The sequence below is a fragment of the Actinomycetospora sp. C-140 genome (assembly GCF_054796175.1).
The window spans coordinates 41669-62348 of record NZ_JBTWNF010000006.1 but is presented as its reverse complement, the minus strand read 5'-3'; the positions used below and the strand labels follow the sequence as shown (position 1 = coordinate 62348).

General features: G+C 75.8%; 23 protein-coding genes and 1 pseudogene. 13 read left to right on the top strand and 11 right to left on the bottom strand.

Annotated features, from left to right (window positions below):
• Nucleotides 1–53: 53 nt before the first annotated feature.
• The 3 genes from ACR9E3_RS11960 to ACR9E3_RS11950 are packed head-to-tail and all read left to right on the top strand — an operon-like array spanning nt 54 to nt 1817.
• Nucleotides 54–533, top strand: a complete 480-nt coding sequence (locus ACR9E3_RS11960; RefSeq protein ID WP_460380508.1) for a MarR family winged helix-turn-helix transcriptional regulator — start codon at nt 54–56, stop codon at nt 531–533.
• 37 nt (nt 534–570) lie between these two features.
• Nucleotides 571–1023 (top strand): DUF2243 domain-containing protein, encoded by a 453-nt coding sequence (locus ACR9E3_RS11955; protein WP_460380507.1) that lies wholly within the window; start codon nt 571–573, stop codon nt 1021–1023.
• A gap of 5 nt (nt 1024–1028) precedes the next feature.
• Entirely contained in the window at nt 1029–1817 is a 789-nt protein-coding gene (locus ACR9E3_RS11950; RefSeq protein ID WP_460380506.1) for a cytochrome c oxidase assembly protein, read from the top strand.
• Here the strand turns inward: ACR9E3_RS11950 and ACR9E3_RS11945 are convergent.
• Entirely contained in the window at nt 1783–3471 is a 1689-nt protein-coding gene (locus ACR9E3_RS11945; protein WP_460380505.1) for an alpha-keto acid decarboxylase family protein, read from the bottom strand. The two genes, ACR9E3_RS11950 and ACR9E3_RS11945, sit on opposite strands and share 35 nt — an antisense overlap.
• 19 nt (nt 3472–3490) lie before the next feature.
• Here ACR9E3_RS11945 and ACR9E3_RS11940 point away from each other — a divergent pair, with 19 nt between their 5' ends.
• From ACR9E3_RS11940 to ACR9E3_RS11930, 3 genes are all read left to right on the top strand, one after another.
• A complete protein-coding gene (locus ACR9E3_RS11940) occupies nt 3491–4417 on the top strand; it encodes a pseudouridine-5'-phosphate glycosidase (protein WP_460380504.1) in 927 nt (308 codons plus the stop codon).
• Nucleotides 4418–4514: 97 nt separating this feature from the next.
• On the top strand, nt 4515–5369 hold the full coding sequence (locus ACR9E3_RS11935) for a GAF and ANTAR domain-containing protein (RefSeq protein ID WP_460380503.1): 855 nt from the start codon (nt 4515–4517) through the stop codon (nt 5367–5369).
• Nucleotides 5370–5393: 24 nt separating this feature from the next.
• Nucleotides 5394–6209 (top strand): adenylate/guanylate cyclase domain-containing protein, encoded by an 816-nt coding sequence (locus ACR9E3_RS11930; RefSeq protein WP_460380502.1) that lies wholly within the window; start codon nt 5394–5396, stop codon nt 6207–6209.
• 11 nt (nt 6210–6220) lie between these two features.
• Here the strand turns inward: ACR9E3_RS11930 and ACR9E3_RS11925 are convergent, their stop codons facing one another.
• A complete protein-coding gene (locus tag ACR9E3_RS11925; protein WP_460380501.1) occupies nt 6221–7198 on the bottom strand; it encodes a helix-turn-helix domain-containing protein in 978 nt (325 codons plus the stop codon).
• A 145-nt stretch (nt 7199–7343) separates the two neighbouring features.
• Between ACR9E3_RS11925 and ACR9E3_RS11920 the strand changes: the two genes are divergently transcribed.
• The 6 genes from ACR9E3_RS11920 to ACR9E3_RS11895 all read left to right on the top strand — a co-directional run bounded on the left by ACR9E3_RS11920 (nt 7344) and on the right by ACR9E3_RS11895 (nt 11477).
• Nucleotides 7344–7670 carry a DMT family transporter gene (locus ACR9E3_RS11920; protein WP_460380500.1) on the top strand — a complete coding sequence of 109 codons (327 nt, stop codon included), beginning with the start codon at nt 7344–7346 and terminating at the stop codon, nt 7668–7670.
• A gap of 23 nt (nt 7671–7693) precedes the next feature.
• Nucleotides 7694–8233, top strand: coding sequence for a TetR/AcrR family transcriptional regulator (locus ACR9E3_RS11915; protein WP_460380499.1), 540 nt, complete (start codon nt 7694–7696; stop codon nt 8231–8233).
• A 79-nt stretch (nt 8234–8312) separates the two neighbouring features.
• Nucleotides 8313–8510: a hypothetical protein gene (locus tag ACR9E3_RS11910; protein WP_285655413.1), complete on the top strand. Its 198-nt coding sequence runs from the start codon at nt 8313–8315 to the stop codon at nt 8508–8510.
• Nucleotides 8511–8666: 156 nt separating this feature from the next.
• Nucleotides 8667–9452 (top strand): hypothetical protein, encoded by a 786-nt coding sequence (locus tag ACR9E3_RS11905; protein ID WP_460380498.1) that lies wholly within the window; start codon nt 8667–8669, stop codon nt 9450–9452.
• 17 nt (nt 9453–9469) lie between these two features.
• On the top strand, nt 9470–11032 hold the full coding sequence (locus ACR9E3_RS11900) for a CoA-acylating methylmalonate-semialdehyde dehydrogenase (protein WP_460380497.1): 1563 nt from the start codon (nt 9470–9472) through the stop codon (nt 11030–11032).
• Nucleotides 11025–11477, top strand: a complete 453-nt coding sequence (locus ACR9E3_RS11895; RefSeq protein ID WP_460380496.1) for a VOC family protein — start codon at nt 11025–11027, stop codon at nt 11475–11477. Before ACR9E3_RS11900 ends, ACR9E3_RS11895 begins: the two co-directional genes overlap by 8 nt.
• Before the next feature lie 22 nt (nt 11478–11499).
• Here the strand turns inward: ACR9E3_RS11895 and ACR9E3_RS11890 are convergent, their stop codons facing one another.
• The 5 genes from ACR9E3_RS11890 to ACR9E3_RS11870 all read right to left on the bottom strand — a co-directional run bounded on the left by ACR9E3_RS11890 (nt 11500) and on the right by ACR9E3_RS11870 (nt 14444).
• Entirely contained in the window at nt 11500–11970 is a 471-nt protein-coding gene (locus ACR9E3_RS11890; RefSeq protein WP_460380495.1) for a hypothetical protein, read from the bottom strand.
• Between the two features lie 38 nt (nt 11971–12008).
• Nucleotides 12009–12680 (bottom strand): MBL fold metallo-hydrolase, encoded by a 672-nt coding sequence (locus ACR9E3_RS11885; RefSeq protein ID WP_460380494.1) that lies wholly within the window; start codon nt 12678–12680, stop codon nt 12009–12011.
• Nucleotides 12681–12707: 27 nt separating this feature from the next.
• A complete protein-coding gene (locus ACR9E3_RS11880; protein WP_460380493.1) occupies nt 12708–13367 on the bottom strand; it encodes a Dph6-related ATP pyrophosphatase in 660 nt (219 codons plus the stop codon).
• Nucleotides 13368–13395: 28 nt separating this feature from the next.
• Entirely contained in the window at nt 13396–13869 is a 474-nt protein-coding gene (locus tag ACR9E3_RS11875) for a hypothetical protein (protein WP_460380492.1), read from the bottom strand.
• Nucleotides 13870–13982: 113 nt separating this feature from the next.
• Complete coding sequence (locus ACR9E3_RS11870; RefSeq protein WP_460380491.1) at nt 13983–14444, bottom strand: DUF1707 SHOCT-like domain-containing protein; 462 nt, start codon at nt 14442–14444, stop codon at nt 13983–13985.
• A gap of 50 nt (nt 14445–14494) precedes the next feature.
• Between ACR9E3_RS11870 and ACR9E3_RS11865 the strand changes: the two are divergent.
• A pseudogene (locus ACR9E3_RS11865) lies at nt 14495–14929 on the top strand (SAM-dependent methyltransferase); the annotation flags it as partial.
• 169 nt (nt 14930–15098) lie between these two features.
• Here ACR9E3_RS11865 and ACR9E3_RS11860 read toward each other — a convergent pair.
• From ACR9E3_RS11860 to ACR9E3_RS11845, 4 genes are all read right to left on the bottom strand, one after another.
• The gene (locus ACR9E3_RS11860; protein ID WP_460380490.1) at nt 15099–15869 is read right to left on the bottom strand and encodes a crotonase/enoyl-CoA hydratase family protein; all 771 of its coding nucleotides are present in this window, start codon (nt 15867–15869) and stop codon (nt 15099–15101) included.
• Nucleotides 15870–15885: 16 nt separating this feature from the next.
• Nucleotides 15886–16665 (bottom strand): hypothetical protein, encoded by a 780-nt coding sequence (locus ACR9E3_RS11855; RefSeq protein WP_460380489.1) that lies wholly within the window; start codon nt 16663–16665, stop codon nt 15886–15888.
• A 105-nt stretch (nt 16666–16770) separates the two neighbouring features.
• Nucleotides 16771–20205, bottom strand: coding sequence for a molybdopterin cofactor-binding domain-containing protein (locus ACR9E3_RS11850; protein WP_460380488.1), 3435 nt, complete (start codon nt 20203–20205; stop codon nt 16771–16773).
• Nucleotides 20202–20660, bottom strand: coding sequence for a (2Fe-2S)-binding protein (locus ACR9E3_RS11845; RefSeq protein WP_460380487.1), 459 nt, complete (start codon nt 20658–20660; stop codon nt 20202–20204). Before ACR9E3_RS11845 ends, ACR9E3_RS11850 begins: the two co-directional genes overlap by 4 nt.
• Nucleotides 20661–20680: the final 20 nt, after the last annotated feature.

Sequence of the window (20680 nt, the reverse complement as noted above, 5' to 3'; positions counted from 1 at the left end):
AGTTGTCATGGTTGCCGTGGTGCCACGGTTCGTCAAGGGCTATCGTCCGGGTCGTGACTTCGACGGGAGCAGTACCGCCGGCGGGCGGCGCCTTCCTGCTCACGCAGCTCGGGACACACGCCGCCCAGGCCTTCGCCGGCCGGATCGCCGCGCTGGACCTGACGCCGCCCCAGACGGGGCTGCTGCGGGCCGTCGCGGCGACGCCGGGCAGCAGCCAGCAGGCGCTCGCCGAGCAGCTGGGCACCCCGGCGACGCGGCTGGTGGCCCTCGTCGACGGCCTCGAGGCGCGCGGGCTCGTCGAGCGGCGCCGCAACCCCACCGACCGGCGCCTGTACGCCGTGCACCTCACCGCGGCGGGCACGGCGCTGATGGCCGACATCGGCCGGGTCGCCCGCGAGCACGACGACGCGGTGCTCGCCGCCCTCGACGCCGACGAGCGCGCGACCCTGCGGGACCTGCTCGCCAAGGTCGCCGCCGACCAGGGCCTGCGCCCCGGCGTGCACCCCGGCTACCGGAACCTGCCGCCGACCTGAGGGTGTGGGGCCGTCACCCGGGCGGGCACCACGCCGCATGTCCAGCACCGGACGGTCCGTCCTCGCCGGGGTCCTCATCGGGGTCGGCGTCGCCGCCTTCCTCGACGAGACCGTGTTCCACCAGCTGCTGCACTGGCACCACTTCTACGACGGGTCGACCCTGGACGCGGGGCTGGTCTCCGACGGCGTCTTCCACGCCGGCGGCTGGATCGCGATCGTCGCCGGCCTGTTCCTGTTCGCCGACCTCCAGCGCCGGCGCGTCACCGTGCCGAAGCGGGTGTGGGCGGGCGGCCTGCTCGGGTGGGGCGTGTTCCAGGTCTACGACGGGCTGTTCCAGCACAAGGTGCTGGGCCTGCACCAGATCCGCTACGCCGTCGACCTGCTGCCCTACGACCTGGCGTGGAACCTCTCCGGCGCGCTCGGCGCCGTGGTCGGCGCGGTCCTGCTCACGGGGACGGCGCGGGGTGTCGGCGAGCGGGCGGCACCGTGAGCGGAATGCACGCCCCGCCGACCCCCTGGTGGGCGCTGGTCCCGCTGCTCGCGCTCGCCGGCGCGTACCTCGCCGGGGTCCGGCGGCTGCACCGTCGCGGCGACCGCTGGCCGCCCACCCGGTCGCTGGCGGCGGCGGGAGCCCTCGCGGCGCTGGTGGTGGCGCTGCCGCTCGCGCACGCCGCGGCGTTCGCGGTCCACGTGGCCGGCCACCTGCTCCTGGCGATGGTCGCGCCGCTCGGCGTCGCGCTCGCGGCGCCGGTCACGCTGGCCCTGCGGGCGCTGCCGGTCGCGGGACGGCGACGCCTGCTCGCCGTCCTGCGCAGCGGCGTGGTCCGTGCACTGACGTGGCCGCCGGTCGTCCTGGCCCTCGACCTCGGCGGGATGGCCGCGTTCTACCTCACCGGCCTCTTCGCGATCGCCCACGCGGACCCGCTGGTCATGGCCGTGGTCGACCTGCACATGATCCTGGCCGGCGTCCTGCTCGCCGTCGTCCTCGTCGGGCGCGACCCGCTGCCCCACCGCCCGGGACTCGTCGGCGCGCTCCTGACGCTGCTCGTCGCCGCGGCGGGTCACGACGTGCTCGCCAAGCTGATGTACGTGCGCGTCCTGCCCGCCGGGGACCCCGCGGCGATCCGCGGCGGCGCCCAGGTCATGTACTACGGCGGCTCGGCCGTCGAGGCCGCGACCGCCGTCGTGCTCATGGCGGGCTGGTACGCCCGCGGCGGGCGGGCACTGCGCCGAGACCAGCGGCGCGAGCTCAGCGCGCCGGCGCCGTCCCCAGCTGTCGGGTGAGCGCGGCGAGCAGCTCGGGGACGTCGTCGCGGGGGACGACCGCCTGCACGACCGTGACGCGCTCGGGGTGCGCGTCGGCGTCCGCCAGCGCGGCGCGCAGGGCGCCGACGGTGTCCACGCGCGACGCCACCACGTGGTCACCCCCGCCCATCGCGCGCGCCAGGAGCGGCCAGTCCCACGGCGTGATGTCGTTGTAGGGCTCGGCGGGCCCGTGGATCGCGCGCTCGACGGTGTAGCCGTCGTTGTCGACGACGACGATCACCGCCGGGATGCGCTCGCGCAGGACGGTCGCGAGCTCGGTGGCGGTCATCTGCGCGGCGCCGTCGCCGATGAGCAGCACCCCGCGCTGCCCCGGCTTCGCGGTGCACGTGCCGAGCAGCGCGGGCAGCGTGTAGCCGATCGACGCCCACAGCGGCTGGCCGACGAACGTCACGCCGTGGGGCAGGCGGTGCGGGGCCATGCCGTAGAAGCTCGTGCCCTGGTCGGCGAGGACGATGTCGCCGCTGCGCAGGAACGCGCCGACCTCGCGCCACAGGCCGTCCTGCCCGAGCGGCTCGTCGTCCGGGGCGGCGTCCGCGGCCGGGGTCGGCGCGGCCAGGGGCTCCGAGGGCGCGGGTCCCTCGCGGCGCTCGGCGACCTCGGCCACGAGGCCCTGCAGCGCGGCGAGCGCGGTCGGCAGCTCCACCGGCGCGAAGGACGCGGCGCCGACGCTCGCCGCGCGCGGGCCGACGTCGATGGTGCGGCCGCGGGTGATGTGCTGGGTGAACATGCCGCTGTCGAGGTCGGTGAACGTCACGCCCGCGACGATCAGCACCGCCGCGTCCTCGACGGCGGCGCGTGTCGCGGGCGGGCTCGCGGCGCCGGTGTAGGTGCCGGCGAACCGGGGCGCGCTCTCGTCGACGAGGCTCTTCGCCCACGGCGTGGTCGCGTGCGGCAGCGGACCGGCGGCGACCAGGCCGGCGAGGGTGCCCGCCGCCCCGAGCCGGTGCACGGAGAGCCCGGCGAGCACGGCGACGTCGTCGGGCGACGACGCGGACTCCAGCAGCCGGCGGGCGGTCTCCACGAACCCCGCCAGCGCCTCGGGGTCGGTGGTGTCGACGGGGGCGGGCAGCGCCGTGGTGGCGCGCTCGGCCGGCGCGGCCGCGACGTCGGCGGGGACGACGAGGTAGCCGGGCAGGCGGCGGTCGCGGACCTCGCGCAGCACCCGGTCGATCTCGGCGACGGCGTCGTCGAACGTCAGCGACGCGCGGGCGACGGTGATGTCGGTGTGCATCGCGGTGAAGTGGCCGAAGACCCCGTCGCCCAGGGTGTGGTGCACCGGCCGGCGCTGGGCCTGCGCGCTGAGCGCCGGGGCGCCGACCACGTGCACCACGGGGACGTGCTCGGCGTAGGCGCCGGCGATCGCGTTGATCGCGCTGAGCTCGCCGACGCCGAAGGTCGTGCAGAGCGCCGCGATCCCGCGCAGCCGGCCGTACCCGTCGGCGGCGTAGCCCGCGTTGAGCTCGTTGGTGCACCCGGTCCACCGCACCGTCGGGTGGTGCGTGACGTGGTCGAGCATCGCGAGGCTGTAGTCCCCGGGGACACCGAAGATCCGGTCCACGCCCAGCTCGGCCAACCGGTCGACGAGGTGGTCGGCCACCGTGTAGTCGCTCACGGTGCGAGGGTAGGGAGCTGTGTCGCCCCTGTCGTTCCCGTCACCCGCCGTGTCGGTGGCCGAGGAGGTCCGCGACGCGGTCGCCGACGGCCGGCCGGTGGTCGCGCTCGAGACCACGATCGTGACGCACGGCCTGCCGCGTCCGGAGAACCTCGCGGTCGCCACGGAGGCCGAGGCCCTGCTCCGCGCCGCGGGCGTCGTCCCGGCGACCGTCGGCGTCGTCGCGGGGCGGCCGGTCGTCGGCCTCACCGGCGCGGAGCTCGACCGGCTCGCGACCGACGACGCCGTCGAGAAGGTCAGCGTCCGCGACCTGCCGGTGGCGCTGGCCCGCGGCGACCACGGCGGCACCACGGTCGCGGCGACCGCGCTGCTCGCGCACCGGGCCGGGATCGGCGTGTTCGCGACCGGTGGCCTCGGCGGCGTCCACCGGGGCGCGGCGGCGACCTTCGACGAGTCCGCCGACCTCGTGGCTCTGGCCGCTGTCCCGATCCTCGTGGTGTCGGCGGGGGTCAAGTCGATCCTCGACGTGCCGGCCACCCTCGAACGGCTCGAGACGCTGGGCGTGACGGTGCTCGGCTACGGCACCGACGCGTTCCCGGGCTTCTACGTCCGCGACGCCGGGGTGCCGGTGCCGGCGCGGGTCGACAGCCCCGAGGAGGCGGCGGCCGTCGCGGCCGCACGGGACGCGCTGGGGCTGCGGTCGGCGGTGCTGGTCGCCAACCCGGTCGCGGCGGCGGACCAGCTCGACGTCGACGAGCACCGCGCGGTCCTCGACGCCGCGCTGGCGGAGGCCGCCGACCACGGGGTGACGGGGCACGACACGACGCCGTTCCTGCTCGACCACGTCCGGCGCGCCACCGAGGGGCGCAGCCTGACCGTCAACGTCGCCGTCTACCGCGGCAACGTCACGCTCGCGGGGCGGGTGGCGGCGGCGCTCGCCGGATAGCTCGTCCCCTCGGGTGGGTACGCGTCATCCGGCGAGCACTTGCCGGGCAGGATGAGCATGGACGGGGGACCCGGCCGGCGCAGAGAGGGGAGACGCGGTGACCAGCCAGGACAGCGAGGTGGACTGGAACGCCGAGCGTTCCGCCTTCGTGGCCGAGGACGCGACGGCGCGCGCGCACGGCAGCGACGGCTATCCCGCTCGGGGGACGGCGCCGAACGGCGGTCCGCGCATCGGCCTGCTCGCGGAGGTCGTCGGCGACCTCTCGCAGACCCTGCTCGCCGAGACCGGCCCCGGCGGGGTGAACGGCGTGCTCGAGCGCGTCGTCGACGTCGCGACCCGCGTGATCGCCGACGCCGACGTCGTCAGCGTGACCCTGCGCCGCGGCGACCACGAGGGCTACGCCACCCCGGCGCACTCGGACCCCCTGGCGGTCCGGCTCGACGCGGTGCAGTACGACCACGAGGAAGGACCGTGCGTCCGGGCCCTCGAGGCGGGCGGCCTGGGCGTCGCGCAGAGCGACGAGCTGGGCCGCGACGAGGGCTTCCCGCGCTTCGGGCCCGCCGCCGCCGCGCTCGGCGTGCACAGCGTGTTCGCCGTCGGGCTCTTCCCGGTCGGCGAGAAGCGGCCGCTGCGCGGGGCCCTGAACTTCTACCGGTACCCCGCGGGCGGCTTCTCGCACGCCGACCGCGAGGCGGCGGTGCTGCTCGCGGCGCACGTGTCCACCGCACTGGCCTACGTGTCGGTCACCGAGGCCGCCGAGCTGCGCGACGTGCAGTTCACCACCGCCCTCGAGTCCCGGGACATCATCGGCCAGGCCAAGGGCATTCTCATGGAGCGGCGGGGCCTGCCCGCCGACCAGGCCTTCGACGTGCTGCGCCGTGCCTCGCAGGACCTCAACGTCAAGCTGCGCGACGTCGCCGCGACCCTCGCCGAGCGCCGCGCCGACCTCTGAGCCGGCGTGCGGGACGATCACCGCATGGGGACGGAGGACGAGGCGGAGAGCCGGGCGCAGCGGGCCCGCGCGGCGGTGGCCGGGGCCGGGCGCCGGTTCCGCGAGCTGGACCGGTCCGAGGGTCTGCGCGCGGCGGTCCAGCGGGTCCGGCGGGCGCTGCCCGGCGACGCGCACTTCGGCGACCCGCTCTCGCTGGGCGGGGCGCGGCACGCGGAGTTCGCCGGCCGCGCGGTCGTCGAGCTGACCGGCGACCGCCCCGGCGTGACGCGCGAGGTGGGGCTCGGCGGCCTGCAGCTCTGGCAGGCGGTGCTCGAGCGGTTCGGCGGCGGGACCGGCGACCGCGAGGTCGTCCTCGTGTTCACCGATCTCGTCGAGTTCTCGCGGTGGGCGCTGGCGGCCGGCGACGCCGAGGTCCAGCGCGTCCTGCGCGAGGTCAGCGAGGCGTGGGAGAAGCCGGTGACCGACCACGCGGGCACGGTGGTCAAGCGGCTCGGCGACGGGATGATGGCGGCGTTCGCCGATCCGGGGGAGGCGCTCGAGGCCGTGCTCGAGGCCCGGACACGCCTCGCCGGGGTGTCGGCGACCGGGTGGACGCCGCGGATGCGCGCGGGCCTGCACCTCGGGCAGCCGCGTCGCGTGGGCGGCGACTACCTCGGCGTCGCCGTCAACACCGCGGCCCGTCTCGGCGACCGGGCCGGGCCCGACGAGATCCTCGTGAGCGGGGAGGTGCTCGCGCGCCTCGACGAGGCGGCCCTGCGGGTGCGCCGCAAGCGCTGGCACACCCGCCTCAAGGGCACCCCCGAGGACCTCCAGATCTTCGCGGTCGACCGGCCTGCGTGAGGTGCCGTCCCCTACCGGCGCAGGGTGGCGCTGGGGGACTGGCCGAAGTGCTCGCGGTAGATCACCGAGAAGCGCCCGGGGTGGGCGAACCCCCAGCGGGCGGCGATGCTCTCGACGCGGTCCCCGCGGGTCGGGTCGGCGTCGAGCAGGTCGCGGTGGGCGCCCTCGAGACGCACGCGGCGCAGGTACTCCAGCGGCGTCGTGTCCCGGTGCCGCCGGAACGCGAGCTGCAGGGACCGTGCCCCGATCCGGGCGGCGTCCGCGATCTCGGTGAGGCCGATGTCCTCGTGGGCGTGGGCGTCCATGAACTCCACCGCGCGCCGCACGGTGGCCGGCTCGGCGGCGTCGCCGGCGCCCCCGGGCTCGGACAGGACGTCGAGGGCGGTGTTGGGGAACGTCGCGAGCAGGGCCACGGCCAGCCCGCGCAGGGTGTTGGCGCGCACGAGCGGTTCGCCCATCAGCGCGTCGGAGTCGAGGACCTCGTCGTGGACGTGGGTGCTCAGCCGGCACCAGTAGCCGGCGAGGGCGGAGGAGACCGGCGCGGCGGAGGTGAACGACACCGCCGAGGGCTCGAGGCCGGAGAGCTCGGCGCCGATCCGGGCGACCTCGTCGAGGTCGAGCGACACCACCTGGACGCTGACGTCCTCCCAGCCCGTGTCGTACGACGACCAGGTGGGGGAGAGCTTCAGCGGGCCGCTCACCTCGCGACCGCCGTCGAGGAGGTGGTACGGCCCGCCGGTCAGCGTCTGCACGACCAGGAGCGAGGTCGGGGGCTCGACGCAGCTCTGGAACGGCCCCGAGTGGCGGAGGCGGCTGACCGCGAGGGGGCCGGACGCGGCGTGCTGGGTCCAGAAAGTGAAGCCCTCGTCCGGGATGCGGGGCGGCCGGAAGTCGGTGTAGGTCGCCCGGAGGTACTCGGTCGCCTCCTCCGGATCGGTGCTCGACCAGCGGTACCGCTCCACCGGCTCCGTCGCCCCGACGCCTGCCATGCCGTCCTCCTCCCGGTTGTGCGCGACTGAGTATCGCCCAATTGATCGGAGTCGCCACCCCGAGAAAGGCACGATTGTCGCGGACGAGGCTATAATCTAGGGCAGCCGACCAGTTTTCCGGATTGATCAGAAGGCAGGCTGACGTTTGGCGTACGCCCTTCTCGCTCTCGCGATCGTCTGCGAGGTCGCGGCGACCGTCTCGCTCAAGCTCTCGGCGGGTTTCACGCGGCTCGTGCCATCGGTGGTGGTCGTCGTCGGGTACCTGGCGGCGTTCGCCCTCCTCTCGCAGGCCCTCACCCGGGGCCTGGGCATCGGTGTCGCCTATGGGCTGTGGGCGGCGGCGGGCGTCGCCCTCGTCGCGATCGCCGGCACCGTCCTGCTCGGCGAGTCGCTGACGTGGGTGCAGGTCGGCGGTATCGGCCTCGTCATCGCCGGCGTCCTCGCCCTCGAGCTCGGGGGGCGGACGGCGTGACGCGGTCCGCGAGGTCGCCGGCGGTGGACGGCCGGCGCCGCAAGGGCGACGAACGCCGCCGGGAGCTGCGCGAGGCGACGATGCGGGTCATCGCCCGCGGCGGGATCGCGGCGGTCACCCAGCGCGCGGTCGCCGCCGAGGCCGGGCTCACGCCGAGCCTCGTGAGCTACCACTTCCCGACCGTCGACGCCCTGCTCTCGGCGACGCTCGCCGCGGTCAACGACGCCTACGTCGCCGCGCTCGAGCGGTGCGCCCGGGACGCCGACCCGGTGCCCGCCCTCGCCGCGCTCGTCGCGCAGCCCGGTGGCCCCGCACGCGGGTACACCGTCGACGCGGAGTACGAGCTGTTCCTGCAGGCGGGCCGGCGCCCGGCGCTGCGCGCCGAGTGGTCGCGCTGGACCGGCGCCCTGGACGCCCTGCTGGCCCCCCTGGTGCCCGAACCGGCCCGGCGCTCCGGGGTCGGGGCCGCCGTCGACGGCCTGTTCCTGCGCTGCTGGTGCGATCCCGTCCCCTGGCGGGCGAGCGACGTGGAGACCGTGCTGCGCGCCCTGCTGCCCGCCTGACCTGCGATCGCTCTGGTGCCGGTCGCGCGGACCCCGCTACGGTCTCCTCCGGAGATCAACCGCCAGGGGAGGACGTCCGATGAAGAAGCTGGCGGAGCTCCTGGTCTGCTTCCTGCACCCCGTCGCGGTGATCCTCGTCTGGCTCAACCTCGTCGTCCGCCCCGAGCTCAGCGGCACCGCGAAGATCGTCTGGGCCGTCCTCGCCCTGGTGCCGATCGTGCCGTTCGTCTATGTGCTCACGGGCGGTGAGCTGTGGGAGGGAAAGAAGACCTCCTGATGGCCCAGGGCTGCTCGACCTGACCGATCATGCGTTCCCTCGATCGGGTCGTCGCGCCTGGTCGCGGCGGGTACGGTCGCCACGCCGCGGTCGAGCAGCCCGCCGCGGATCCGAGGCCCCCGAACCCGCGACGCGGCCGTCGCGCAGGGAGCGCGCATGCTCGACCACGCCCCGCCGTTCCCCGGCGACCTCGCCGAGGCCCTCGGGTTCCCGCCCGTCGGCGACCGGCAGTGGGACGCGATCGCCGGGAGCGGCGCCGACAGCGTCGAGATCAAGATTCTCCTCACGCCCGGCGTCGACACCGCGACGCTGCTCTCGGGGACGCACGCGGTCCGTGTGCGGCACCGCCGGCTGCACCTGCTCGACACCGACGACCTCGCACTCGCCCGTGCGGGGGTCCACCTGCGCCTGCGTGACCGTGGCCGCGACCGCTGGGACCTCACCGTGCGGCTGCGCGGGTCCGGCACCGGCGCGGTGCCGGACCTGCCGCGCCCCGCGGGCGGCCGGGTCGAGCTCGACGTGCTGCCCGGCGCGGTCTTCCACAGCTCGGAGGTGCGGGAGCGCGTGCCCGCCGGGCTCGCGATCGCGCTGCGGGACGGCGTCCTCGACCCCCGGGAGCTGCTCACCGGCCCGCAGGCGGCGCTCCTGGCCCACGGGGTGCCGGACCTCGACGGCGAGCTGTGGGCGCACGGCCCGCTGCGTGTCGAGCGCGCCTCGGTGCCGCGTCCCCGCTGCCGGCTCCCGCACGCCCGCCACGAGCGCTGCCGGTTCCCCGGCGGGCGGGTGCTCGAGGAGTTCTCCGCCCGGTGCCTGCCCGCCGAGGCCCCGGAGGTCGCGCGCGCGTCGGCGTACCTGCTCGCCGCGCACCGGCTGACCGCCGCGGAGAGCCAGCGCACCAAGACCGCCGTGTGGGCCGACGAGCTGCTGGCGGGAGTTCGCTAGAGGATGAGGAGCCCCTGATGGAGACCCTGCAGCACTGGGCGGGCGGTGCGGCCCTGAAGTCGACCGGCGACCAGCGCGGTGACGTCACCGACCCGGCCACCGGGGAGGTGAGCCGGCAGGTCGCGTTCGCGACGGACGCCGACGTGGCGGCGGTCGTGGGATCGGCACGCGACGCGTGGCCGGCGTGGCGCGAGACCTCGCTGACGGAGCGCACCCGCATCCTCTTCGCGTTCCGGGAGCTGCTCAACGCCCGCGCCGACGAGCTCGCGGAGATCATCACCGCCGAGCACGGCAAGGTCCTCTCCGACGCCGCCGGCGAGGTCGCCCGCGGTCAGGAGGTCGTCGAGTTCGCGTGCGGCATGCCGCACCTGCTCAAGGGCTCGGCCACCGAGAACGCCTCCACCGGGATCGACGTGTCCTCGATCCGCCAGCCCCTCGGGGTCGTCGGGATCATCAGCCCGTTCAACTTCCCGGCCATGGTGCCGATGTGGTTCTTCCCGATCGCCATCGCCGCCGGCAACACCGTGGTGCTCAAGCCGAGCGAGAAGGTGCCCTCGGCCGCGCAGTGGCTCGCCGAGCTCTGGCGCGAGGCCGGGCTGCCCGACGGGGTGTTCAACGTCCTGCACGGCGACAGGACCGCCGTGGACGGGCTGCTGCACCACCCGGACGTCAAGAGCATCAGCTTCGTCGGCTCGACGCCGATCGCCCGGTACGTCTACGAGACCGCCACCGCGGCGGGCAAGCGGGTGCAGGCCCTGGGCGGGGCGAAGAACCACATGGTGGTGCTGCCCGACGCCGACCTGGATCTGGCCGCCGACCAGGCCGTCAACGCGGGATTCGGGTCCGCGGGGGAGCGCTGCATGGCGATCTCGGCGGTCGTGGCCGTGGGATCGTGCGGCGACGAGCTGGTCGACCGGATCGCGTCGCGGGCCCGCGGGCTGGTCACCGGCGACGGTCGCCGCGGGTCGGACATGGGTCCGCTGGTGACCCGCGCGGCGCAGGAGAAGGTGTCGGGCTACGTCGACGCCGGCGAGGCCGCCGGTGCGTCGCTGGTGGTCGACGGGCGCGGCGTGACCCCGGACGCGGATCGCCACGAAGACGGGACGAGCGGGTTCTTCGTCGGCCCGACGCTGTTCGACCACGTCGGCACCGACATGTCGATCTACACCGACGAGATCTTCGGTCCAGTGCTCTCGGTGCTGCGGGTGGACACCTACGACGAGGCGGTCGCGCTGATCAACGCCAACCCGTACGGCAACGGCACGGCGCTGTTCACCCACGACGGGGGCGCCGCGCGCCGGTTCCAGCACGAGGTCGAGGTCGGGATGATCGGCATCAACGTCCCGGTCCCGGTGCCGATGGCCTACTACAGCTTCGGCGGCTGGAAGAACTCGCTGTTCGGCGACACCCACGCCCACGGCACCGAGGGCGTGCACTTCTTCACCCGCGGCAAGGTCGTCACGTCCCGCTGGATCGACCCCGCCCGCCGAAGCCCGTCGGCACGAAGCGCAGCGGAGCTGCCGAGCCGGAGGCCGGACACTGCCGGTGCGCTCGATCTCGGCTTCCCGCGCAATGAATGACCCCCATCCCCACCCGATCCTGCGTCAGACCGTCCTCGACACCACCGACGCCCGGGGGCTGGCGGGGTTCTACCGCCGGTTCCTGGGCCTCCGCTACCGGGTCGGGGACGAACCGCCCGCCGACGACGGGGACGACCGGCAGGCACGGGAGTGGCTCGCGTTGCGGGACGTCTCCGGCCTGCCGGTTCTCGCGTTCCAGCCCGTCGCGTCGTTGCCGCCGGTGACGTGGCCGGACGGTGAGCACCCGCAGATGCTGCACCTCGACCTGACCGTGCCGACCGTCGACGACCTGTGGCGCCAGCACGAGCGCGCCGCCGCGCTCGGCGCGCGGCACCTGCTCGACCGCTCCGGCGACGCCCACGAGCCGCTGCACGTCTACGCCGACCCGGCGGGACACCCGTTCTGCGTGTTCGTCGCGCCGGGTGGACCGGACGACGGCCACTGACGCCACCGACCGGCCCGGGGGCTCAGGCCGGGGTCGGGCGGGCCGGTTCCCAGCGTCGCAGCGCTTCGTAGGCCAGCGCGCCGCCGAGCGCGACGGGGAGGTCGACGACGCCGAGGACGAGCAGCGCGGCGCCGCCCAGGTAGACGGGTCCGCGGTGGGGCAGCACCCGCGTGATCGCCCGGGCGGTGCCCTCGACGGCCGACACCGCGGAGTCGGCGAGGCCGTGCACGGTGCCGACGGGGGCCTTCTCGGCGGGGGCGTCGACCCTCCGCTCGGCGGCCGCCGGCGTGCCCGGCGCCGTGCGGAGCGCCGCCGTCGTCGCGCTCGACGCAGGACTCGGCGTCATGCGGGGCGCCGCCTTCGGCGTCGCCCGCCGGGAGCCGGCGGACGCCGCTCCTCCGTTCGACGAGATCGGCGCGTCCGGGGTCGTCAGGGCGGTGGCGACCGGATCGTCGTCGTGCTGCGATCTCTTGTCCTTCTGCTCCTTCGCCATCGTGCGACGTTACGCCCGCCGGGTGCGGACGGGGAGGCTCAGCGGGCGCCGACGGCGCGCGCCCAGGCGTCCGGCGCAGCGACCGGTCGGCCGTGCAGACCGACCACCAGCGACGGTCGGAGTCCGGCGAGCCGGCGGCGTGAGGCGTCCGCGCCCGCCGGGTCGTCGTGGAGACCCCGGGGCAACGGGAGCCATCGCGGCGCGGCCGGGTCGGAGGAGACGTTGACGGGGCCGTCGCCGACGACGAGGACGCGGTCCTCGTCTCGCCACAGCGCGAGGGTCCCGGGGCTGTGGCCGGGGACGGCGAGGACCTCGAAGCCGGCGACACGGTCGCCCTCGACGAGGCGCCGGTCCACGCGCCGGCGCTCGCGGGCCAGCGGGGCGAGGACGGCGCGCCCCAGGGCGCCGGCGTGCGTGTCGAGGCGCCCGCCCTCGAACAGGTCGGCGTCGGCCGTGCCCATGGCCAGGGGCGCCCCGGTCTGCCGGCAGAGCCAGGCGCTCGCGCCGACGTGGTCGCCGTGGGCGTGGGTGACGGCGTGCTCGACGACGTCGCGGCCGCGCAGGAGGGCGGCAAGCCGGCGCCCCGACCAGGGCAGCCCGGCGTCGACCACGACGTCGCCGTCGGGACCCGTCAGCACGACGGTGTTGAGCAGTTCGCCGGGGACGAGGGCGCCGAGCCGGACCCCGTCGGCGACCGTCCGGAGCGCCATGGCCGCAGAGCCTGCCGTGGTCGCGGCTCAGCCGTCGAGCATCGCCGTCACGAGGCCCTCGCGTTCGGCCGTCCCGGTCACCCGCGCGGCGACCGGACGGGCGAACCCCGGCCCGTCGGTGACGAGCGTGTGGAACTCGCCGTTCTCCCCGCACGGGTCGACGCCGTCGCCGAGCTCGCGGATCAGCGCGGCGTCCCACACCCGGCCGACGATCTCCGCGGGCACCCGCGCCGGGTCGGCGCAGACGACGATCGCCCGGACGCCGTGGTCGAGCACGGCGTGGGCGAGCGGTCCGGTGGGTCGCCCGAACAGCGGGAAGTGGGCGTCGAGCCCCGTGCCGGCGAGCGCCCGCTCACGGTAGGCCCGGATGTCGGCGAGGAAGAGGTCGCCGTACAGGACCGCGGTGGCACCGGCGTCACGCAACCGGGCCCACGACGCGCGGGTGCGCTGCTCGTAGACGTCGTTCGGGCACGGCGAGGGTAGCTCGACGGTCTCGAGCGGCATCCCGAGCGCCGCGGCCTGGGCCTCCACGAACCGGCGGGGGACGAAGCTCGCCGCGACCTCGCCGGTCGTCAGCACCGTCGTGTGCAGACCGGCGACCTCCGTCCCCGGTGTCCGCCGGGCCGTGGCGAGCGCGAACGCGCCGTCCTTGCCGCCCGACCAGCTCATCCACGCCCGCGTGCCCACCGTCGCCGACGGTAGCGCGACCCCGCGGCTACCGGCGGTGGGCGGCGGTGGCCGTCGGCGCGGGGCGGCGCAGCACGAGCACCGTGGTGATCAGCAGGATGACCGTGCCGACCGACTCCACGACGAGCGTGGTCGGCGCGAGCTCGTAGTCGAGGCTCGACTCGATGCCGAAGAGGCCGACGGTCAGGGCGAGGACGAGGCAGAGCAGGGTGCCGGCGAGGAAGAGCAGCGCGAGCACCGTCGCGACGGCGAGCAGGCGCCCCCGCGTCACGAGCACGGCGATCGCGAGGACCGCGCCCCCGATCCCGTTGAGGATGAAGAGGGTCCCGAGGATGCCGCCGGTGCTGGTCAGGGCGAGATAGAGGTGGATGCCGCCCATCGCGAGCAGCGACAGTGCGCTCAGCGCCTGCCAGAGCATCGTGGAGCGCGAGGCCGTCCCGCCGCGGTCGATCCGCACCGTGGGGCCGTCGCTCGGGCCGTACGGTCCTGCCGTCGACGACATCGCCGTCACCCCTGCTCTCGACGCTCGGGTCACCGGCCCTGCCGGCGCGACGGCAGGGGCGGGCATGGTCCCACGGCAGGGCGGCCGATGGCCACGGAACGAACGAGGTGGGGTCAGGAGTCCCGGTCGTTCCCCTGCTGCTCCTGGCGGGAGCGCGCGAACAGCGCGCCGCCGAGGGGGATGAGCAGGAAGAAGATCCAGGAGTTCGCGATCGGCACCGTGAAGAACAGGATCAGCGCGATGATCGGCAACGCGGCGCTGACCGCGGGCCCGTAGCGGGCGAGGGCGCTCGGTTCCCGTCGCGCGGGAGCCCCCGGCGGGGCGGCTGCGGCGGGACGGCGGTCGTCGCGGGCGGCGACGGCGCCAGGCGCGGACAGCGGGTGGGGTTCGGGGAGGTCGACGAAGAGGGGCTCGAGGTCCTCGGCGGTACGGGCCTCGGTGACCTTCGCGCTGCGCTCGCCGTACTCCTCCGGGTCGAGGCGGCCGGCTTCGAGGTGGGCGTCGAGGGCCTTCATCGCCGCCTCCCGCTCGGCCGTCCCGATGCGGGGGGAGGGGCGCGGCTCGGGCTGGGTCACGGCGTCACCATGCCAGGCATCATGGCAGCTCGCGGGCGTCGTGGGCGTCTACGGTCACGGTCGTGACGCCCGCCCTGTCGCCCCGGCTCGCGGCGATCGTGGACGGTCTGTCCCTGGCGCCCGGAATGCGCGTGCTGGAGATCGGGTGCGGGCCGGGCGCCGCGGCGCGGGCCGTCGCCGCGCGGGTCGCTCCGGGTCACGTCCTCGCCGTCGACCGATCGGCGACGGCGGTCCGCCAGGCGAGCGAGGGCTGCGCTGAGGAGATCGCGGCGGGACTGCTGAGCGTGCGGCGGGCGGCGGTCGAGGACCTCGTGCTCGAGCCCGGCGAGGAGCCCTTCCACCTCGCCTTCGCCGTGCGCGTCGGCGTGCTCGACGGTCGCCACCCCGCGCGGGAGCGCCGGGCTCTCGAGCGTGTTGCCGCGGTGCTGCGGCCGGGCGGGCGGCTCGTCGTCGACGGCCGGGAGGTGCCCCTGCCCCGCCCGTGATCGTGGTGGGTTTCCTGACGTTGAACGTGAGCGTGGCCGCCAGGCTGACACGCGCCGGCGTGTCGGCGCACCGAGGATGTGGCGATCCTGGCGTCACACGCCAGGAAAGCCGCATTGCTCGCACACCCCGTGTGCGGCATTCGTCGGGTGCGTCGGACCCGCCGGTGGATCAGGAGAAGGAGCCGTGGCGGCCGGCGCCGGAGGCGAAGCGGGTGGCGCCGGCGACCGTGTCGGCGCGCAGGGACACCTGGCCGTGGGCGAACTCGCGGCGCAGGGCGGCGTCCTCGTCGAGCGACTCCCCGTCGAGCAGCGACGCGCGGTCCTCGCGCAGGCAGGTCTGCGGGAACGCGGCGAGCTGCTCGGCGAGCTCGAGGCTCGCGTCGAGGGCGGTGCCGGCGGGGACGACGCGGTTGGCGAGGCCCATCCGCAGCGCCTCGTCGGCGGCGACGGGCCGGCCGGTGAGGACGAGGTCCAGCGCCTGGCTGCGCCCGATGAGCCGCGGCAGGCGCACGGTGCCGCCGTCGATCAGCGGGACGCCCCACCGCCGGCAGAACACCCCGAACACCGCGGTCTCGTCAGCGACCCGCAGGTCGGCCCAGAGCGCGAGCTCGAGCCCGCCCGCCACGGCGTGGCCGTGCACCGCCGCGATCACCGGCTTGGACAGACGCAGCCGCGTCGGCCCCATCGGCCCGTCGCCGTCGGGCTCCACGCGGTTCAGATCGCCGCGGCTGACCGCCGCGAGGTCGGCGCCCGCGCAGAAGGACGGCCCGGCGCCGCGCAGGATCGCGACCGCCGCGTCGTCGTCGGCGTCGAACCCGCGGAACGCCTCGGCGAGGCGTTCCGCGGTCGCGCGGTCGACGGCGTTGCGCTTGTCCGGCCGGTTCAGGGTGACGACGGTGACGGCACCCCGGCGCTCGACCACGACGCTCTCTTCGTCCACGCCGTGATCCTCGCGCTCACTGGCGCTGCGAGACACCCGCCATGCACCAGTCGCCGTCGGTCACCGCGAGGACGATGTCGGCGGGCAGGTCCTGCGTCTGGCCCTGCGCGGACAGCGTGAGGTCCATCGGGGCCACGGCCTGGGTGTCGAGCTCCATGCGCGGCGGCCCCGCCGGGCGCGCCGACTGGATGATCTGCAGGGCGTCGGGCGGGAACGGGTTGGTCGCCTGGCCCTGCTGGTTGTGGCAGGAGACGGCCTCGAGCTCGGACGGGTTCTTCGTGGCGAGCGCCGTCGTGACGCGCTCCGCGACCGAGTCCGGCGACCCCGGCTTGACCGCCCACCCCGGGATGATCAGCGAGGTGACCGCCAGGGCGATGATCGCGGCGGCCGCGACCGCGCCGAGCGCGATCGTCAGCCACGGACGGGGCGCGCGCTCCTCGTCGTCGGCGTCCTCGTCGTGGGTGTCGTCGACGTCGTCGTCGTCACCCGACGCGCCGGACGCCGTCACGGTCGTCGTGGCGTCCTCGTCCACGCTCGTCGAGTCGCTCGTGGAGTCGCTCGTGGAGTCCGTCGCGGCATCGGACTCCGAGTCGGTCGTGGAGTCGGTCGTGGAGTCGGTCGTGGAGTCGGTCGTGGAGTCCGTCGCCGAGTCCTCCGACGTGCTCGGCGTCCCGGAGAACTCGCCGCGGTCGGCGACGCCCACCGCCGTGCCCGCGCGCTCGCCGTCCTCGGCCGCGTGGTCCTGCGCCGCGGCGTCGTCCCGCGTCGTGCCGCCGGACTCGTCGGTGCCGGACATGCTGTCTCACCTCGATTTCACGACGCTTCGCCGGGCGCCGATACCGCGTCGATGACGGCCCCGCACGGTGCCTCATCGCGGCGTCGTCGCTCGCAGCGGGGGTGGTCAGACCCCCGCCGGTGCCACCGCGGTCCGCGGCGGCGACGCGGCCGCGGAGCCGGCGACGATCTCCTCGACGGCCTGCTCGACGAGTCCGGCGGCGGCGTCGAGCTTCCACCCGTTGCGGGGCAGCGGATGGGCGTGCGCGTCGAGGACGCGGTCGGTGAGCCGGCGCACCCCGGCCACCGTCGGCCGCGTCCCCCGCAGGGCGTCCTCGACCTCGGTGAGCCGCCACGGGGTCGGGGCGAGGGCACCGAGCACCAGCCGCACGTCGTGCCAGCGCCCGTCGTCGCCGACCACGACGCTCAGCGCGGCCGCCGCCGTCGCGAAGTCGCCGGTGTAGAGGCCGAGCTTCGTGTAGGCGCTGCGCCGCCGGGCGGGCAGCGGGACGTCGACGGCCACGACGATCTCGTCGTCGCGCAGCACCGTCTCGCCGGGGCCGGAGTAGAACGCCGACGCGGCGACCTCGCGGCGGCGGCCGTCCCCGCCCGCCAGCGTCAGTACGGCGTCGAGGGCGGGCAGGACGTTCCCGAGGTCCGAGGGCGTCACGGCCTGGCAGCGGTGGCCGTCGACGGCGGCGTGCTGGAAGCGGTGGTCGCCGAGGATCGCGTAGCAGGGGCTGGTGGCGCCGTTGCGCTTGTAGCAGTCGAACCCGTTGCGGAAGAACCAGCAGCGCTTGGCCTGCACGAGGTTGCCCGCGACGGTTGCGGTGTTGCGGATCTGGGGCGACGCGATGCCGCGCACCGCCTCGGCGAGCGCCGTCGGGGCGGCGGGGTGGCGGGCGAGCTCGGCCAGCGTCACGGCCCCGCCGACGTGCAGGCGCCCGTCGCGGACCTCGATCCGGCGCAGCTCGGGCAGCGTGCCCACGGCGACGAGCACGGGCGCCGGCCGGGCCTGTCGGGGCCGGTCGGGCAGCTGGTCGGTGCCGCCGCCCAGCGCCGCCGCCTCCGCCGACCCCAGCAGGGACAGCGCCTCGGTCAGATCGCCCGGCACCCGCACCACCGGCGGCGGCGCGGGGGCGTGGCGCCGGGCCCGTCGGGCGCCCCCGAACCGCGTGCCCCAGCGGTCGAGGACGTGGTGCAGCCCGAGCGGGTAGAGCGCGCGGATCGCCGCGATCCACCACCGCGAGGGCCGCCGCCAGATCCCGTGCCGGCGCCGGCGGCCCTCCTGCTCGGCGAGCGCGGTGATCACCTTGTCCGGCGTGATCGGCAGCTCCCGGATCCGCACGCCCACGGCGTCGGCGACGGCGTTCGCGACCGCCGCGCCCGGGGGGACGATCGACATCTCGCCGACCGACTTCGCGCCGTACGGGCCCGCCGCCTCGTGGCCCGCGACCACGTGCGCGCGCACCGACGGGACGTCGGCGTTGCGGGGCAGCGCGTAGTGCAGGTAGGTCGGGTTGACGACGCGCCCGCCCTCGCGCACGAGGTCCTCGCCGAGCGCCGCGCCGAGCCCCATCACCGCGCCGCCGACGATCTGGCCCTCGACGGCGGTGGGGTTGATCGCGCGCCCGACGTCGTGGGCGGCGAGGTAGTCCGCGACCCGGACCTGGCCTGTGCGGGTGTCGACGTCGACGACGGCGCCGTGCGCGGCGAAGGCGTAGCTGGGGGAGAGGTTCGCGCGGTCCTTGCCGGGCGCGAGCATCTCGGTGCCCTCGAGGAGATAGCTCGTCTCCTGGCTCAGCACGCCGTCGACGGCCTCGCCGGAGAGGTCGACGAGGTCGCCCAGCTCCACGTCGCCGGCGTCCGAGCGTGCCCGGCCGCCGCTCAGCGTCACGGCATCGGCCGAGGTGCCGAGCTTGTCCGCCGCGAGCCGGCGCAGCCGGTCGGCGAGCTCGCGGCTCGCCTGCCCCACGGACGACCCCGTCATGTGCGTCCCGCGTGACGACCACGCCCCGAGCTCGAACGGGGTGCGGTCGGAGTCCATCGACAGCACCGCGACGTCGGCCAGGTCCACGCCCAGCTCGTCGGCGGCGATCTGCGCCAGGATCGTGTTCTGGCCGGTCCCGGCGTCGGAGCCCCCGTGACGCACCCGCACCCGCCCGTCGGCGAACAGGTCGACCGCGGCGTCGCTGCGGTTGGCCTGCTCGTAGGCGTAGGCGCCGCTGCCGTGCGAGCCGGCGGCCACGCCCCAGCCCCGCCGCACCGCGCCGGACGACCGCGGCACGGCGCGCGCGGCGTCCCAGTCCAGCCCGTCGCGCACGGCCACGAGGCAGTCGCCGAGCCGGTTGGTGCCCACCCGGTAGCCGCACAGGGTCTCGACGTGCTCCGGCGCGAGGTTGCGCAGCCGCAGGTCGATCGGGTCGATGCCCAGGCGGGCGGCGATCTCGTCGACCTGCGACTCCATCGCGAGCGACACCTGCGGGGTGCCGTAGCCGCGGAACTGCCCGCCGGGCTGGGTCGCGGTGTCGACGAGGCGGGAGACGAACCGGACCCCGTCCGGCCGGTACATCGAGCCCAGGGTGATGACGCCGACGCGCATCACCGAGCTGCCCATGTGGTTGTAGGAGCCGTTGTCGACGTCGATCTCGGCGTCGAGCGCGCGCAGCACCCCGTCGGTGTCGGCGTGCGTGCGCAGGTGGGTCTCGAAGCGGTGCCGCGGTTTGTTCGACCCGAACTCCTCCTCGCGGGAGAGCGCGAGCAGCACCGGCCGGCGGGCCGCCCGGGCCAGGGCGGCGGCGAGGACCTCGTGCTCGGAGGCCTTCGACTTGCTGCCGAACCCGCCGCCGGTCGCGACCTCGCGCACGACGACGTCGTCGTGGTCGAGGCCGAGCAGCTGGCTGACCTCCTTGGCGATGAACCACGGCGCCTGCGTGGACGTCCACAGCTCGACGCGCCCGTGCTCGGCGTCCCACGCGGCGAGCGTCGTGTTCGGCTCCATGGCCGCGTGCGACACGCTCGGGTACGCGAACGAGCCCTCCACGGTCACGGCCGCCGCGGCCCGCCCGGCGTCGGGGTCGCCCCAGGTCATGTCGAGGAGCATCGCGACGTTGGGCTCGTCGGTGGTCCGCTCGTGCAGCGTCGGTGCGCCGGCCGCGCGGGCCGCGGCCGGCGTCAGCGGTGCGGGCCGCGGCCGGTAGCGCACGCGGATCGCGCGGAGCGCGGCCTCGGCCTGCGCCGCCGTCTCCGCGGCGACGGCGGCGACCTCCTGGCCGACGTGGCGCACGACGCCGCGCGCGAGCGGCGGGCGGTCCGAGAGCGGCCCGCCGCGGTGGACGTAGAGCGCGTCGGGCGCGAAGTCGGCGGCCGTGATGACGGCGTGCACGCCCGGCATCCGGCAGGCGCGCGCGGTGTCGATCGCGACGATCTCGGCGTGGTGGTGCGGCGAGCGCAGCACGCGCCCGACGAGGTGCTCGCCGCCCAGGTCCGCGGTGAACAGCGTCCGTCCCGCGCTGCGGTCGTCCCAGTCGAGCGGGCGGACGCGACGGCCGACCCACGTCACGACGACACCCCGTCGCGGGCGGCGGCGACGGCGCAGACCGAGTCCACGATCGCCTGGTAGCCGGTGCAGCGGCAGACGTTGCCCGAGAGCTCGTGGCGCACGTGTGCCCGCCGGTCCTCGTCGTCCGCCGGGAGCCCGTCGCGCAGCATCGCCGTCGCGGCCACCACCTGCCCCGGGGTGCAGAAGCCGCACTGGAACGCGCCGGTGTCGGCGAACGCGGCGCGCAGGTCGGCGCTCTCCGCCGCGAGCCCCTCGACGGTCTCCACCGGCTCGCGCACGAGCACGGCCGGGGTGATGCAGGCCATCGTGGGGCGGCCCCCGACGAGGACCGTGCAGGCGCCGCACTCGCCCCGTCCGCACGCCACCTTCGTGCCGGTGCGGCGCAGCCGGCCGCGCAGCACGTCGGCGAGCAGGGGCAGGCCGGCGACGTCGACCTCGACGGTCTCGCCGTTCACGACGAGCGTGTGGGGCTGCG